This window comes from Mycobacteroides chelonae CCUG 47445, assembly GCF_001632805.1.
In the GTDB taxonomy this organism is placed as follows: domain Bacteria; phylum Actinomycetota; class Actinomycetes; order Mycobacteriales; family Mycobacteriaceae; genus Mycobacterium; species Mycobacterium chelonae.
In genome coordinates this window covers 4,102,177-4,117,295 of the sequence record NZ_CP007220.1, presented here as the reverse complement: position 1 = coordinate 4,117,295, position 15,119 = coordinate 4,102,177, and the positions used below count along the sequence as shown (strand labels likewise).

19 protein-coding genes are annotated in these 15,119 nt (G+C 64.3%); 15 read left to right on the top strand and 4 right to left on the bottom strand.

Annotated elements, in window-relative coordinates; all coding sequences use genetic code 11:
* Positions 1 to 15: 15 nt before the first annotated feature.
* The 7 genes from BB28_RS20250 to BB28_RS20220 all read left to right on the top strand — a co-directional run bounded on the left by BB28_RS20250 (position 16) and on the right by BB28_RS20220 (position 5,643).
* Positions 16 to 861: a sugar phosphate isomerase/epimerase family protein gene (locus tag BB28_RS20250; protein WP_046254794.1), complete on the top strand. Its 846-nt coding sequence runs from the start codon at positions 16 to 18 to the stop codon at positions 859 to 861.
* A 5-nt stretch (positions 862 to 866) separates the two neighbouring features.
* Positions 867 to 1,673 (top strand): thioesterase family protein, encoded by an 807-nt coding sequence (locus tag BB28_RS20245; RefSeq protein ID WP_081252300.1) that lies wholly within the window; start codon positions 867 to 869, stop codon positions 1,671 to 1,673.
* A 29-nt stretch (positions 1,674 to 1,702) separates the two neighbouring features.
* Positions 1,703 to 2,158, top strand: a complete 456-nt coding sequence (locus tag BB28_RS20240) for a nitroreductase/quinone reductase family protein (RefSeq protein WP_046254792.1) — start codon at positions 1,703 to 1,705, stop codon at positions 2,156 to 2,158.
* Positions 2,159 to 2,169: 11 nt separating this feature from the next.
* Positions 2,170 to 2,613, top strand: coding sequence for a nitroreductase/quinone reductase family protein (locus BB28_RS20235; RefSeq protein ID WP_046254791.1), 444 nt, complete (start codon positions 2,170 to 2,172; stop codon positions 2,611 to 2,613).
* A 66-nt stretch (positions 2,614 to 2,679) separates the two neighbouring features.
* The gene (locus BB28_RS20230) at positions 2,680 to 3,279 is read left to right on the top strand and encodes a TetR/AcrR family transcriptional regulator (protein WP_046254790.1); all 600 of its coding nucleotides are present in this window, start codon (positions 2,680 to 2,682) and stop codon (positions 3,277 to 3,279) included.
* Complete coding sequence (locus BB28_RS20225) at positions 3,272 to 4,633, top strand: hydroxysqualene dehydroxylase (RefSeq protein WP_225421950.1); 1,362 nt, start codon at positions 3,272 to 3,274, stop codon at positions 4,631 to 4,633. Before BB28_RS20230 ends, BB28_RS20225 begins: the two co-directional genes overlap by 8 nt.
* A gap of 68 nt (positions 4,634 to 4,701) precedes the next feature.
* Positions 4,702 to 5,643, top strand: a complete 942-nt coding sequence (locus BB28_RS20220; RefSeq protein ID WP_046254789.1) for a R2-like ligand-binding oxidase — start codon at positions 4,702 to 4,704, stop codon at positions 5,641 to 5,643.
* Here the strand turns inward: BB28_RS20220 and BB28_RS20215 are convergent.
* Positions 5,640 to 6,884, bottom strand: coding sequence for a serine hydrolase domain-containing protein (locus BB28_RS20215; protein ID WP_046254788.1), 1,245 nt, complete (start codon positions 6,882 to 6,884; stop codon positions 5,640 to 5,642). The two genes, BB28_RS20220 and BB28_RS20215, sit on opposite strands and share 4 nt — an antisense overlap.
* 175 nt (positions 6,885 to 7,059) lie before the next feature.
* Here BB28_RS20215 and proC point away from each other — a divergent pair, with 175 nt between their 5' ends.
* The 8 genes from proC to BB28_RS20180 all read left to right on the top strand — a co-directional run bounded on the left by proC (position 7,060) and on the right by BB28_RS20180 (position 13,040).
* Positions 7,060 to 7,947, top strand: coding sequence for a pyrroline-5-carboxylate reductase (gene proC, locus BB28_RS20210; RefSeq protein WP_191985241.1), 888 nt, complete (start codon positions 7,060 to 7,062; stop codon positions 7,945 to 7,947).
* A gap of 142 nt (positions 7,948 to 8,089) precedes the next feature.
* On the top strand, positions 8,090 to 8,350 hold the full coding sequence (locus BB28_RS20205) for a helix-turn-helix domain-containing protein (RefSeq protein WP_030096487.1): 261 nt from the start codon (positions 8,090 to 8,092) through the stop codon (positions 8,348 to 8,350).
* 197 nt (positions 8,351 to 8,547) lie between these two features.
* Positions 8,548 to 8,649 (top strand): 30S ribosomal protein bS22, encoded by a 102-nt coding sequence (locus BB28_RS24750; RefSeq protein ID WP_003402602.1) that lies wholly within the window; start codon positions 8,548 to 8,550, stop codon positions 8,647 to 8,649.
* 63 nt (positions 8,650 to 8,712) lie between these two features.
* The gene (locus tag BB28_RS20200) at positions 8,713 to 9,777 is read left to right on the top strand and encodes an SDR family oxidoreductase (RefSeq protein ID WP_030096488.1); all 1,065 of its coding nucleotides are present in this window, start codon (positions 8,713 to 8,715) and stop codon (positions 9,775 to 9,777) included.
* A 22-nt stretch (positions 9,778 to 9,799) separates the two neighbouring features.
* Complete coding sequence (locus BB28_RS20195) at positions 9,800 to 10,873, top strand: lysophospholipid acyltransferase family protein (protein WP_046254786.1); 1,074 nt, start codon at positions 9,800 to 9,802, stop codon at positions 10,871 to 10,873.
* 60 nt (positions 10,874 to 10,933) lie between these two features.
* Complete coding sequence (locus BB28_RS20190; protein ID WP_046254785.1) at positions 10,934 to 11,863, top strand: NAD(P)H-dependent flavin oxidoreductase; 930 nt, start codon at positions 10,934 to 10,936, stop codon at positions 11,861 to 11,863.
* A 338-nt stretch (positions 11,864 to 12,201) separates the two neighbouring features.
* Positions 12,202 to 12,804 (top strand): DUF4352 domain-containing protein, encoded by a 603-nt coding sequence (locus BB28_RS20185; protein WP_126315430.1) that lies wholly within the window; start codon positions 12,202 to 12,204, stop codon positions 12,802 to 12,804.
* Positions 12,801 to 13,040 carry a hypothetical protein gene (locus BB28_RS20180; protein WP_052399535.1) on the top strand — a complete coding sequence of 80 codons (240 nt, stop codon included), beginning with the start codon at positions 12,801 to 12,803 and terminating at the stop codon, positions 13,038 to 13,040. Before BB28_RS20185 ends, BB28_RS20180 begins: the two co-directional genes overlap by 4 nt.
* 10 nt (positions 13,041 to 13,050) lie before the next feature.
* Here the strand turns inward: BB28_RS20180 and BB28_RS20175 are convergent, their stop codons facing one another.
* From BB28_RS20175 to BB28_RS20165, 3 genes are read right to left on the bottom strand one after another with little or no spacing between them, the layout of a single operon-like run.
* A complete protein-coding gene (locus BB28_RS20175) occupies positions 13,051 to 13,332 on the bottom strand; it encodes a hypothetical protein (RefSeq protein WP_030096496.1) in 282 nt (93 codons plus the stop codon).
* The gene (locus BB28_RS20170; RefSeq protein ID WP_030096497.1) at positions 13,329 to 13,673 is read right to left on the bottom strand and encodes a heme-binding protein; all 345 of its coding nucleotides are present in this window, start codon (positions 13,671 to 13,673) and stop codon (positions 13,329 to 13,331) included. Before BB28_RS20170 ends, BB28_RS20175 begins: the two co-directional genes overlap by 4 nt.
* Before the next feature lie 10 nt (positions 13,674 to 13,683).
* Positions 13,684 to 15,117, bottom strand: coding sequence for a DUF1254 domain-containing protein (locus BB28_RS20165; protein ID WP_046256016.1), 1,434 nt, complete (start codon positions 15,115 to 15,117; stop codon positions 13,684 to 13,686).
* Positions 15,118 to 15,119: the final 2 nt, after the last annotated feature.

Genomic DNA, 15,119 nt, shown 5'->3' with positions numbered 1-15,119 from the left:
TAGCGTTATCCAACCGTGCGCCCTGCGATCAAGGTTGGTCTGTCAACGGCCTCGGTGTATCCACTTAAAACCGAAGCAGCATTCGAGTACGCGGCCCGGCTCGGGTACGACGGTGTCGAGCTCATGGTGTGGGCCGAGGCGGTGAGTCAGGACGTCGGCGCCGTCGCGAAACTCTCCCGCAAGTACGACATGCCGGTGTTATCCGTGCATGCCCCGTGCCTACTGGTGTCACAGCGCGTCTGGGGTGCCAACCCGATTCCCAAGCTGGAACGCAGCGTGCGGGCCGCCGAAAAACTGGGTGCACAGACCGTCGTCGTACATCCGCCATTTCGGTGGCAGCGCCGGTACGCCGAAGGCTTCGCCGAACAGGTTGCATCGCTAGAGGACTCGAGCGATGTGCACGTCGCGGTGGAGAACATGTTCCCGTTGCGGGCCGACCGTCTGTTCGGTGCCGGGCAGACATCGGTGGAGCGCATGAAGCGCCGCGGTGGCAGGCCCGGAATCGGAGTATCCGCCTTCGCGCCGTCATTCGATCCGACCGATGCCAATCACGCGCACTACACCCTTGACCTGTCCCACACCGCAACCGCCGGGACCGATGCGGTGGACATGATGCGCCGGATGGGATCTGGGCTCACGCATCTGCATCTCGCCGATGGCACTGGCGCCTCGGTCGACGAACATCTGGTGCCCGGCAAGGGAACTCAGCCAGTTGCGCAAGTGTGCCGGGAGCTGGCAGCCGGTGACTTCACCGGGCAGGTGGTGCTCGAGGTGCACACCTCGGCCGCACGCACCGAGGACCAGCGCGAGGCGATTCTGAGGGAGTCGCTGGAGTTCGCCAGAACCCATCTGGTGCGATAGGCGGCGTGGTTAACGCTCCCTTCGCGCAAGCAATGGCCCTCACGCCCGCAGGCGACGGCCTGTTTGACGCGCACCTGAATGACACCTGGACCATCGGACCCAAGCTGCACGGCGGCGTCATGCTTGCGTTGCTTGCCGGTGCGGCGCGCGAGACGCTCGGCGAGAGCGAGCCCATCGCCGTGAGCGCAAGCTACCTGTTCGCGCCCTCGCCCGGTGACATGCAGGTGCGCACATCGGTGCGTAAGCGGGGACGGCAGATCTCGCTCGTCGATGCCGAACTTGTCCAGGATGGCCGCACCGCGGTGCATGCCGTGGTCACCCTGGGCACGCCCGAGCAGCATGTGGGCCCGCTGTTGACGGCTCTGCCACCCGCGCTCACCCAGCTGCCGGCCGAACCGCCGCCGGGGGTGGCCCCGATCGCCGAGGGCCACCCGATGGGGGAGATCTTCCACCTGTTCGGCGGATTCGACGTTCGCCCCTCACTGCGGTCGATGAGCGACCTGAGCGAGCGGGGGAAGCCCGAGATCGTGCTGTGGGCCCGCCCCCGCGATATGGCGCCCGACGGCCTGTTCGCGTTGGTGTGCGGCGACATCTCGGTACCGGTGACGTTCCCGCTGGGGCGTTTCGGGTGGGCGCCCACCGTGCAGCTGACCACATATCTGCGCACGCTGCCTTCGGATGGCTGGTTGCGAGTGTTGTGCAGCACCAACCAGATCGGCCAGCATTGGTTTGACTCCGAACACACGGTCATCGACTCCGAAGGTGCTCTGGTGGTGCAGTCTCGCCAGCTGGCCATGGTGCCGGTAAACTGATCGGGCTACTCGACTGGAGGGTGCCGACCATGGGTGACAAGCAGAAGACGCCTGACTGGGCCGCCGAAGGCGGCGCATGGGTGCTCGAGAACGGGCACCGCGCCCTGTTGAAGCTGACCGGTGGCCGCTGGCCGCACAAGCTCGGATTCATGCCCACGCTGGAACTGCACACCATCGGGCGTAAGTCCGGTGAACGTCGCTCCTCGTTGTTGAGCTCGCCCATCTTCACGCCGGAGCGGATTGTCGTGATCGCCTCGCTCGGCGGGGCCTCGCACAATCCCGCGTGGTACCTGAATCTCGTCGCCAATCCGAACGTCGAGATCACCGTGCGCGGACAGACCAAGCCGTACATCGCACGCACCGCCTCGGCGCAGGAGAAGGCCGAGTTATGGCCGGAGATCACCCGAGGATTCGGCAACCCGTACGCGGGATATCAGCGCAGCACCACCCGGGATATCCCGGTGGTCATCTGTGAACCGGCTTAAGGAGTATTTCTGTGAGCACACAACCTGATTGGGCCATCCGGATCGGCGCCTGGTTCCTGGAGAACGGACACCGGGCGGTTCTCGCGCTGACCGGCGGCAGGTATCCCAAGAAGGTGCTGGGAATGCAGCCGGTGGAGCTGTACACCATCGGCAGTAAGACGGGACAGCGCCGCGGCACGCTGCTGACCGCGCCGATCTACGAACCCGGCAAGGTGGTGTTGGTGGCCTCCTACGGTGGAGGGTCCGAAAACCCGGCCTGGTACAAGAACCTGGTGGCCAACCCGGCCGTCGAGATCGCGGTGGACGATGTCGCGCGTCCGTTCACGGCGCACACCGCCTCGCCCGAAGAGAAGGCCGCGCTGTGGCCGACGATCGTCAAGGCCAACCCCGGCTATGCGGGATATCAGAAGAACACCGATCGGGATATTCCGGTCATCATCTGCGTACCTGCCTAACCGCCGCGGGTCGGCCCGCGAAAACGACCATTGACGGGTTGGACATTTTTTCATATTGTGTCCAACATGAAGGTGGCGACGTCCGATAACCCCCGCGAGGACATCCCCGAGCCCATCGTGGCCGCAGTCGCCATGACGTTGGTTCGATCGGGCATGCAGCGGTTCAACCTGTCCGCGGCGGCCGAGCAGGCGGGGGTATCCCGGAGCACCCTGTACAACTGGTTCGGCGGCAAGCAGGCCGCCATCGACACCGCATTCGGTTATCTCGCAGACGCATTCATCGAATTCTTCGCAGCGGCAGTGGGTGCGGAGACCACACTGGTCGATCAGGTCGCGGCTGCCGCCGCGGGAATCTGCGAGCACCGCCGATGGACGGATCATCTCGCCCTGCACACCACCGATCTGCTGGACCTCATCCTGGACGAACACGGTGAGGACCTGATGGCGCGCTCGGTCGCGTTCTGGACGCCGCGCATACGGGAAGCGCAGGAGCGCAAGGAGATTCCCGCGCGCATCGTCCCGGAGGAGGCTGCCGAGTGGATCATCAGAACCCTGATGAGCATCGAAGTGCTGCCACCCATCGTGATCGATCTGTCGGACCCGGCGGCCGTGCGCCGTTACTTCGCCGACTACATCACGCACGGATTGGGTGCCACGCGTGATTGACACTTCCCGGCACTGTGTGGTGATCGGCGCCGGGGTGGCGGGGCTTGCCTCGGCGGTGTGGATGGCTGAGGCCGGGTTCCGGGTGACCCTGTTGGAACGTCGAGCCACCCTCGGTGGGCGCACCCATTCCATCGAGATACCTCAGGTCGACGACGTCGCCGATAACGGTGTCCACGTCATGTCCGGCTCGATGGAAGAGCTGTTGCGTTACCTCGAAACCATCGGGGCACGAGATCTTTTGGCCGCCGAGTCCGGAACCTATGCGCGCCGGCTGCTGCCCGGGGGAGAGGTGGACGATACCTCGCTGTTCCGCACATTCGCGTGGCTGCCCGCGGCGAGTATCGGGGACCGGCTTCGGGTATGGCGGGCTTATCTGCGGATCGTCAGGGATTGTGTTCGCCCACCAGATGACCTGGATGCCATCACCGCGCGAGAGTGGCTCGACCGCATCGGGATGCCCAAGGTCGCGCGTGATACCTGGATTGACTTCTTGATCATCGGCGCGCACAACGAGAAGCCGGATTTGATCTCCGCCAGCGCATTCCGGAATCTGCTGGTCACCATGGCCCGTCGGGGGCGCGGGGCGGCACGCAATGGAACATTGTTGTACTCCACGGTCGACTTCACCTCGCTGTTCGTCACCGGTGCCGAGAAGGTGCTCGCCAATCACGGTTGTGAGGTACGGGGCCGCGCCGGAGTGAAATCAATCATGTTGCACGGCAATGCTGTTTCTGGTGTATCGCTGACCGATGGTGAGTTCATACCGGCCGATGCGGTGATCTGTGCGGTTCCGCCGTGGGCCGTGGAGGGTTTGCTTGACGCCGTCCCCGGCCACGAGCAGTTGTACAGTGCGGCAGCCAAGCTCGTTCCCGCCCCGCTGGTGAGCGTCTACCTGTACCTCAACAAGTCGCTCGGGCTGACGACCATCCTTGATGCTCTCGTGGGTGGTGAGGGCGTGGTCGAGCAGGTCTTCGATCGGCAGAAGATGGTGGGATACGACGGTAGCGAACGTGGGTTGTACTCGTACGAAATCACGGTCAGCGCCGCGTACGCACTGAACTCGCTGTCCTCGAGCAGCGAGATCATCGAGACGTGTATGCGCTTCCTGCGCAATTACTATCCGGCCGCGCGCGATGCCGAATTGGTGCACGCCAAGGTGGTGCGGATGCCGCGTGCCACCTACAGCGAGCGTCCGGGAACGGCGGGTGCCCGTCCGCCGCAGCGCACCAGTGTGCGCGGGCTGGCGCTGGCAGGTGACTGGACCGCGACCGACTTCCCCTCGACCATCGGTGGGGCAGCGCAGAGCGCGGAATTGGCCACTCGTGTGATTCTTGACCAGACCCCAGTGGGCTAGCCTCTTGATTGTGAGCTGCCTCACATTCAAGATGGTCACTAGGTCAACGTCGACACTAGGAGGCCCTCATGACGCGGACACATTACGGATCGCTACGCAAGGGAGGCCTCAACTGGGATTCCTTGCCGCTCAAGCTATTCGTCGGCGGAAACGCGAAATTTTGGGATCCGGCCGATATCGACTTCTCGCGCGACCGGGCGGACTGGGACGCGCTCACCGATCGGGAACGTGACTATGCGACCCGGCTGTGCGCGCAGTTCATCGCGGGCGAGGAATCGGTGACCCAGGACATCCAGCCGTTCATGACGGCCATGCGCGCCGAGGGGCGACTCGGTGACGAGATGTACTTGACGCAGTTCGCTTTTGAAGAGGCAAAGCACACACAGGTCTTCAGGCTCTGGCTTGATGCAGTCGGCGTCAGCGACGACCTGCACGGATACCTCGACGACCTTCCGGCCTACCGTGAGATCTTCTTCGATGAGCTTCCCGATGCCTTGGGCACGCTGGCCGCCGACCCGTCGCCTGCGGCCCAGGTACGCGCCTCGGTGACCTATAACCACGTGGTCGAGGGCATGCTGGCGCTCACGGGATACTTTGCATGGCACAAGATTTGCGTTGACCGCGGCATTCTTCCCGGTATGCAGGAGCTGATCCGCCGGATCGGTGACGACGAGCGCCGGCACATGGCCTGGGGCACCTTCACCTGCCGGCGCCACGTGGCCGCCGACGACGCCAACTGGTCGGTCTTCGAGGCCCGCATGAACGAACTCATCCCGATTGCGTTGCGTCTCACCGAGGAAGGCTTCGGACTGTACGGCGCCGACACCCCGTTCGGGCTCGTGCTGGACGAGTTCATGCAGTATTCCGCCGACAAGGGGATGCGTCGGTTCGGGACCATCAGCAGCGCGCGTGGCCGTCCGCTCGGTGAGATCGACCTCGATTATTCGCCGCTGCAACTGGAAGACACGTTCGCGGCGGAGGATCGTGAGGCGCTTGCGGCCACGGCCTAGCGCGCACTCCGCACTGTCGCCGCCCACAACCGGGGGAACGCCACATTGTGCAGCGGGTTGGGAAGTATCAGATGGTTGTGTGCCAGCCCAACAGCTATGTGGCGGTTCGGGTCCGCCCATCCGGTGGAGCCGCCGGCCCCCATATGCCCGAAACCTCCCGCCAAGCCCGGCGCGGGGATGCAGTGATAGCCGAGTTCCCAGATATCGCGGGCGACCGCGACATTGGGCCTGATCCCGCGTCCGCCGGCCAGTTCGGCGGTCTTGTCCGCTGACAGCAGCTGCCGTCCGTCCACACTTCCCCGATTGCTCAGCGCGCCGTAGAGCTTGGCCAGGGCCGGGGCGGTACAGATGGCGTTGCCCGCGCCCATCTGGGTGTCGTACAGCGGAGCGGTTGCATGCCCGTCGTCGGCCACGATCCGTTCGGCCCCGGGCACGTGGATCGCTCCGGTTGCCCCCCGTGCGCCCGGCAGGGCGTCCACCACGCGTGCCCCGATGGACAGGCCACGAGAAAGAAATGGCGTCTTCACGGCCTTATCGAGCTGCGCATAGATCCCTGCGGGGATCGTCGGTGAATCGACGGGCGGGCGCCCCAGATGAATGCCGTCCACTCCGAGGACTTCCGCGAGTTCGGTGCGATAGAGCGTGCGCATGTCCTTACCGGTGATCGCACGCCCGAGGCCGGCCAAGAGCCAGCCATAACTCATCGCGTGATAGGCGGCCTTGCCGTAGTAGCGCCCGACAGGCGCGGCGGCGAGTCGCTGCTCCATCAGTTCGTGGTCGAGAAGTTCCTCCGGGGTGGAGGCGATCCGGGCCAGCGCGGCCAGCCCCGACTTGTGGGCCAGGACATCTCGCACCGTGACCGACTCCTTGCCGTTGGCGGCGAATTCCGGCCAGTAGCGGGCGACCGGGGCGTCGTAGGCCAGCAGCCCTCGGTCGGCCAGGCGATGGATGACGGTAGCGGTCACCCCCTTGGAGGCCGAGTACACGATCGGCGCGGTATCGCGGGTCCACGGCACACCGGGACGCGCCTCACCGGCCCAGATGTCGAGCACGGGTTCGCCGTCGACATAGGCGCAGAGCGCGCCACCCCCGGTACGGCCGACATACATCGATGCGAACTTGCGGACCACCCGGTCGAACTCGGGTTGCGCCCAGCCCTGTACCCCGTCCGGTAGACCGGTGCCCCAGGATTCCGGTGCGAAAACGGGGGCGGTCTGCGCGCGACGCTGCGGTTGTGACATATGTAACTTGTAGTCCGGTTATCCCACTGTGCGCCACCATCTGCGCGCAGGTCTGCGAATAGTCACAAATCGGCGCGAATGTGCATATCGCCGCCTACATATCGCCCCGGCACCTTGCTCTGGAGCTCAGAAAGCCGTTTCCGGGTGCGCTAATGGGTCTGCCATGCTGGTCGCCATGTCCAGAATCGCAATCATCGGTGGCGGCAATATCGGCGAAGCACTTATCTCCGGGCTGCTGAGGGCCGGACGGCAGGCCAAGGACATCGTCGTGTCCGAGAAGGTCCCCGCCCGCGCGAAGGCTCTGGCCGAGGCGTATTCCATCCGCGTCAGCGAGGTGGCCGACGCCGTCGAAGGCGCCGATTTCATCGTGGTGGCGGTCAAACCGTCCGATGTCGAGAGCGCGACCAGCGAGATCGCCGCGGCGCTGGCGAAACTGGACGCCGAAGGCAGTGATCGGGAGACCGAGCAGGTGCTGGTCTCGGTGGCCGCGGGAGTGTCCGCGAGCTTCTTCGAATCCAAGCTGGCCGCCGGGGCTCCGGTGGTGCGGGTGATGCCCAATGCCCCGATGCTTGTCGGCGCCGGGGTCAGCGCTGTCGCCAAGGGCCGATTCGCGACCGACGAGCAGCTCAGTGCCGTCGCCGAGCTGCTGGAGTCGGTGGGCAGCGTCATCAAGGTGGCCGAATCCCAGATGGACACCGTCACCGCGCTGTCCGGATCTGGGCCGGCCTACTTCTTCCTGCTCGTCGAGGCGCTGGTCGATGCGGGGGTTGCCTCGGGTCTCACGCGGCCCGTCGCTACCGATCTGGTCATCCAGACCATGGCCGGATCCGCCGCGATGCTGCTCGAACGGGCCGAGACGGACGAAAATCGGGCCCCCGGACTGCAGACCCGCACGGAGGTCGATACGACCGCCGCGGAGCTCCGCGCCACGATTACCTCGCCGGGTGGTACTACCGCCGCTGCGCTGCGCGAACTGGAACGTGGAGGTTTGCGAGCAAGCGTCTATGCCGCCGTTGAAGCCGCAAAAACACGCTCCGAGCAGCTCGGAATCACATCAGAGTAATTTAACCAAATCTTGATCAATTAGCCCACACGGGTATCAGTAACCCCACTGGTCCCGCTATTCTCCTTCTAGCACGTGCGTGTCCGTACCGCCGATGGGGAAGATTGGCGGCACGACACGTGCCTAGGGAAATGGGTATGCGATGACGTCAATCAACGGGCCATCCGCACGCGACGGGGCCGGCGCCAAGCCGGGCCGGGACGCGGCGGCTGCTGGCCAATCCGGCAAGGCTCAGTTCCTTACGGTCGCCGAGGTCGCTGCGCTGATGCGCGTGAGCAAGATGACCGTCTACCGGCTGGTGCACAACGGCGAGCTGCCCGCGGTGCGGGTCGGCCGGTCGTTCCGTGTGCACGCCAAGGCGGTCAACGATCTGCTGCAGGCCTCCTACTTCGACGCCGGATAAGGCCCCTCGAAGCGGGAGATGCCCCCTGGCGGGCTGCCGGTTCTGCCGGTTTCCTGACCTGAGGCCGCAGCAGGTAGAGTCATGCGGCACCCTGGCGTAAGCCTTTTTGGGGTTAGGGCGCCTTGTGTACGGCTGGGAAAAAGCCGCTGTGCACGCGTCCACGGTAAAGACGATTTCAAAGTAGTTAGCAGGAGTTCATGGGTTCAGTTATCAAGAAGCGGCGTAAGCGTATGTCCAAGAAGAAGCACCGCAAGCTGCTTCGCCGCACTCGGGTTCAGCGCAGAAAACTCGGTAAGTAAACCTTGCGTTAGTGGGCATCCACTCGGGATGCCCATTGGTGCCGTGATGGATAGGCTTCGTCCGTGAGCACCGGTGAGACCAATCTGCATTACCCACGGGTGGTGCTGGTCACCGGAGCCAGTCGATTCCTCGGGGGTTATCTGGCTGCGCGTCTGGTGCAGAACCCGATGATCAACCGCGTCATCGCGGTAGACGCTGTCGCCCCAAGCAAGGACCTGCTGCGCAGGATGGGCCGGGCCGAGTTCGTGCGGGCCGATATCCGCAACCCGTTCATCGCGAAGGTCATCCGCAACGGCGAGGTCGACACGGTGGTGCACACCGCGTCGGCCTCGTTCTCGCCGCGTTCGGGTGGGCGCGCCGCGCTCAAGGAATTGAACGTGATGGGTGCGATGCAGCTGTTCGCGGCGTGCCAGAAGGCGCCCACCGTGCAGCGCGTTGTCGTCAAATCCACCGCACAGGTCTATGGAGCCGGTCCCCGGGATCCGGTGATGTTCACCGAGGAGATGGGTGCGCGCCGTCCACCGTCCGACGGGTTCGCGCGGGACAGTATCGATATCGAGAGCTATGCCCGCGGTCTGGCCCGGCGGCGCCCCGATGTGGCGGTGACGATTCTGCGGTTGGCCAACCTGATCGGCCCGGGTATGGACACCGCGTTGGCGCGCTATCTGGCGGGCCCCCTGGTCCCCACCGTGTTTGGACGTGACGCCCGCCTGCAGCTGCTGCATGAACAAGATGCGCTGGGCGCGCTTGAGCGCGCCACCATGGCAGGTAAGGCGGGCACCTTCAACATCGCGGCCGACGGCATGATGATGATGTCGCAGGCGGTTCGCCGTTCCGGACAACTCGGCATCCCGGTGCCTTCGTTTGCGGTGGCGGGAATCGCGTCGTTCACCAAGGGCACCCGGTATACCGAGCTGAGTTCCGAACAGCGTGACTGGCTGGCCTATGGACGCGCGATCGACAACACCCGTATGAAGGTCGAACTCGGATATCAGCCCAAGTGGACGACCGTTGGGGCCTTTGGCGACTACGTTCGGGGACGCGGGATCACTCCAGTAATCGAGCCGGAGTGGGTACGCTCATTGGGAGATCGCGCGGTGGCTCTCGCGCAGAAGATCAGTTCGTAGGCATAGGGCGGAGGTGAGAAGCATGGCAGGCGACACAAAGGCGAAAGTCATTCAACTGCAGGTTAATTCGGAACGCCATGCTGCACGTGCTCGCCGGGCCGAGGCGCGGGCCGATGCCGGCCGGCGGCATCCGTCATCGTTGACCAACGATGCGCCGACTGGAGATTCCGCGGATACCGCCGCAGTCATCCACGACCTCAACGAGATTCGTGCGGCACAGGGCAACGCCCCTCTGGGCGATGAAGAGTCGCTGACTGCCCTCGCGGCCAACATTGCCGCCGTCGCTGAGTTCATTCGCCGCCGAGTCGGCGGCGACTACAGCGTCGACGATTTCGGATTCGACGAGCACCTCAACGAATCGCTGCTACTTCCTTTGCTCAGGCCACTGTTCAACCGATGGTTCAGGGTGGACGTGACCGGGGTCGAGAACATTCCCGCGACCGGCGGGGCGTTGGTTGTGGCTAACCATGCGGGTGTGCTGCCGCTCGACGGGCTGATGCTCTCGGTGGCCGTGCACGACCGGTGCCCCGGCAACCGCACCCTGCGCAACCTGGCCGCCGACATGGTGTTCGATGCACCGTTCCTGGGACAGTTGGCGCGAAAGGCGGGTCATACGCTGGCGTGCACCGCCGATGCGCACCGGCTACTGTCCGCGGGCGAGCTGACCGCCGTGTTCCCCGAGGGATACAAGGGACTGGGCAAGCCGTTCAAGGATCGCTACAAACTGCAGAGATTCGGCCGTGGAGGATTCGTCGCGGCAGCCATTCGTACCGGAGCGCCGATCATCCCGTGCTCGATCGTCGGTTCCGAGGAGATCTACCCGATGATCGCCGATCTGAAGGTGATCGCCCGGCTGTTCGGTCTGCCCTACTTCCCGGTGACCCCGCTGTTCCCGGCGGCCGGTCCCGTCGGGTTGGTGCCGCTGCCGTCCAAGTGGCATATCGAGTTCGGTACCCCCATCCCGACGGACGGGTTCGACGAGGCGGCCGCTGACGACCCGATGGTGACATTCGAGGTCACCGACCAGGTCCGCGAGACCATCCAGCAGACGCTGTACCGGCTGCTCGCGGGTCGTCGCAACATGTTCTTCGGCTAGGTCTTCCCTCGACGCCGATACGCCGTGTACTGGCGGTTTCGTATCGCATAAGTTCGATGCGTGATCACAAACCGGGTGACCGAGATGCTGGGTGTCGAGCGACCGATCGTGCAGGCCCCGATGGGCTGGATCGCGCGATCCCAGCTGGCCAGCGCGGTCTGCGAAGCCGGCGGGCTCGGCATCATCGAAACAAGCTCCGGCGAGCTCGATGCCATCAAGGACGAGATTCGCCTCATGCGTCAGCTCACCGACAAACCATTCGGGGTGAACATCGCACAGGCCTTCGTGCGAGACCCGTCCATCGCGCAGTTTGTGGTCGATCAGGGCGTGACGTTCGTGACCACCAGCGCGGGCGACCCCAACAAGTACACCCGGATTCTCAAGGACAACGGGCTCACCGTCTTTCATGTCGTCCCCACGCTGGCGGCCGCCCTCAAGGCCGTCGACGCGGGAGTGGACGGCCTGGTGGTGGAAGGCGTCGAGGGCGGCGGTTTCAAGGATCCCAAGGGTGCATCGACCATGGTGTTGCTGCCACTGGTGCGCTCGCATGTCGACGTTCCGATCATTGCCGCCGGCGGTATCTGTGACGGAGCATCCATGGCCGCGGCTTTCGCGCTCGGCGCCGAGGGTGTGCAGATGGGTACCCGGATGATGTCGGCCGCCGAGTCACCCATCCACGGCAACTGGAAGGCGGCAGTGGTCGCCGCGCGCGAGACCGACACTGTGCTACTGAACCGGCTGACCAAGCCTGGTCTGCGCGCCTTGCGTAGCGAGCGCACCGAAGAGATGGAACGGCGGGATCTGGTGTCGCTCATGGAGACCGGGAATCCACTGGACCTCTACTTCGGGGGCGACATGGACACCTTTGTGCCGCTCGGCGGGCAGGTGGCCGGGCGCATCGGTGCGGTCGAGTCCGTGCGGGACATTCTCGACACCACCATGGACGAGTTCACCGCGGTGATCGGCAAGCTCGCAGCTCAGTACGGCTGACGAGGATTTTGCGCCGAGTGGGACGGCCCCGTCGTTGCCGCCTGCGGTCCTGAGTCTCGTCGGAGATCCAGCCGCTAACAAGCTCGCCTGTGCGGTGCCCACGCTGTTCCCTTGCTGCCATCCGCGCACGTCGTGGCAGCGGGCTGGCCGGACAGCCCTCGGATCAGCAAAGCGGAAATGGCCTGAACCTTCATGTTGACGGCCTTTCCTCGCAAACGGTTGACCCGTGTCTGTAACGAATGTGCCGACGTGCCGATAGGCCCTATTGATGTTAGCCTTTAGTCAATCGCGGGGGCGCTTAACTGTTGTACCGCTACCCCGAATTGAGGATTAGTATTGTGACTCAACCTTCGCTGGAGGGTGAGGGTGGTCTTGCCCACTTTTACCGAGGTGGCGATTTTCCTGCAGCGCCAATGCTGTTCGGTGGCGTTATCGCGACATTCATTGTGGTTGCCACGCTCTTGGGGCTCGACGACAGTAGGAACATCAGCATCCCTCGATCGATGCCGGTCAGTGACGTTGCTTCGGTGACGCCCGAAGCGGCCGGCCTCGGGCATGAGGGACGGTCCGGTCAGTTAGCCATTGCCGTGACCGATGTGACGACGTATCTGGTCGCGGGCGATCCCGGGCTGCCCCAGACTGCGCAAGGTGGCCATGTTCTGGTCGGTGTGCGTGTGATCAACGACGGTGTTGATCGCCAGCGGTTCGAGCCGGCGATTCAGCAACTTGTCGCCGGTGATCAAACCGTGGGTGCGGACCAGAGCGCCTCTCAACCCGTGCTCGGTGCGGACATCGATCCCGGCGGCAGCATCGTGGCGTCCATCGCGTTCGACGTCCCCGAGGGCGTCGAGCCGTCGGCGATCATCCTCCGGGACTCGCCGGCGGCCTCGGGCACTCAGCTGAGTTTGGCCGATATGGGCAATAGCGGCCTGGCACAGTGAGCGTGGATCTGAAGCCGGAGGCAGTGTGGGAGGTACTGCCCGACGAGCTCAAATCGGCGCTGCGTCGACGGGCCGCCGAACCATTGAATGACGACTTGCTGCTGAAGTGTCACCGCGCGGCCGAAGATAACGAACTGCCGATCTTCTGGCGACCCGACCCGGCCGCCGATTTCCGGCGGCATCGATTGCACCCGGCTCTTGTCGACTACATCGCCAGCCTCGGAAAAGACCGCTAGCCGCTGACCGTCAGGGGTTGCAGCCGCCCGCGCTGACCCAGCGGCCGTTGTAGCCCACGCACGCGTGGACGTTGGGTGCCGGGGGCGGGGGTGGAGGATCGTCCGGCAAGGGTGCGTAGTCCTCGGGCGGGGGTGCGTATCGCTGCACGGTGTCGGCGACGTTCATACAGCCGCTCACCGAGACTCGGCGCCCGCCGCCCACACAGACATCGGCGTTGGCCGTCGGCGGCGCAATGGGTAGCAGCCCCGCGAAGACCACCGCGGCGGTTATCGCGACCGTGCCGCGCCTCATGGCTGCCGCTCCTGTGGCAGCTGGCAGCGCTCGCGGAAATCGACCACGGGCTGGCGGATGGAGCGCAGATCGTTCTCGGCCTCCGGGTTGGTGCTGAAGTAGGCCTTCACCGCGCTCTGCATCTCGCTGTGCGGCTTGCCCGCAAGGCTTGTGAAGAAGTCGTTGACCTCCGGGTGGGTGAACAGATAACTCGAGGTGGACGCGGCGACGCCCGCCGAGACCCCGGCGAGGTCGGCCGCCGTGCAGTTCGGCGGCCGCTCGGGTTCGGCATTCGCGGCCGCCGCGCTGAACAGTGCTGCGGCGCCCAGAGCTGTAAATAGGCTTGTGACAACGAGTTTCATGGACATCTCCTTACGGGACTTGTTGTACGGCGGGTGGTTTCCAGGTGCCGTCAATGATCGACGGCGGCGTTTCCTTCGGCCAGTACAGGCGGAGCATGAGGTTGAACTTAGCCTCGGGTGCGGGGAGCCAGTTCGACTCCTTTCCTGGTCCGGGATTGTCGTGTTGCAGATACAAATCCACCGATCCGTCGGGGTTGGTCGCGAAGTTGTTGCGCTGACTCAGCGTGTACCGGTCCAGTGGGTTGTCGACGAAGAACATTCCCGCGTCGTACATCGTCAGTGACCAGAACCCCTCGGCAGGTGGTAGTTGATCCTTGTCGAAGTGCAGCACGTACTTACGTGACCCGTCATACGGTTTCCCGGCGTTATCGACCTCCGAGGTGGGATAGACGGCATCCTCGGGCCGGTTTGCGCCCAGCCCGATTGCGCTGACCGTTGCGCGCTGTAGGTACTCGGTGCCGTATACGCCGGTCTTGGTGGTGAACACCCACCCGTTGATGTTCTCGCCGGCGTCCTTGAAGTGCGCCATGATCTTGCCGAATGCCTCCTTGGGCACCGATTGCAGGGCGCTGACGGTGTCGGCGCCGAGCTTGTCGATGTCGAAGGGCTTTCCGGCCTCGATGCCGATCTTGGCCATCTTCTCCACGATCGGTTTGTCGGCCTCGGTGGGCGGATTGTCTTTCATCAGGGTCGCCAGCATGTCGAAGTACGCCTTGGTGCTCAGATTGTTGACCTGGTCACGGACGGGCGTTTTCATATCGATGCTCGGGTCCACGGTGCCGACGGGCGGGGTGTACTGCTTGCCGTACGAACTCAACGGCACCAGCGACATTTCGTCCTGCATCTTATGGACGGCGGCGTAATCCTCCGGGGTTCCGGTGCAGTAGATGCGACCCAGTAGCCACACGATCGACGTTGGTGACTTGTATTCCTTGACCCCTTGGGGCAGTTCGCCTTTCCAGCCAGGGCCGGTGATGGCGTAAGTCTGGGGGCCGGTGCCCGTCGTGCGTTTGCCAGGTATCTCGAAGACATTCGTGTACCCGTCCAGCATGGGGAGCAGGTAATAGCGGTCGTGGGCATCGGGCAGGCTCACGATCCACGGTTCCTTGCCGACGTCGAGGAACGCGTTCGTGTAGAGGGTGTCGGCATTAGGTGCGGTGACATCTCGAAAGGCCGCGTTGGGATACTCGCGCATCCGCATGAGCTGTCCCATTGGGGCGCGGGGAGATTCGACCTTCTCCACGTTGGTCATCACGCGGCGGGTCATCTCCATGGTGACAAGGGCATAGCCATAGATGTATGCGTCCATGGCGATGGACTTGGCTTCATCGGTGGAAAGCTTCTGGGAACCAGACTCTTTCGAGCAGCTGGTAAGTCCCGCCGCCAATGCGACGGTGCTCATCACGACCAATAATTTGGTCCACTGCGTACACCAAACCTTCACGG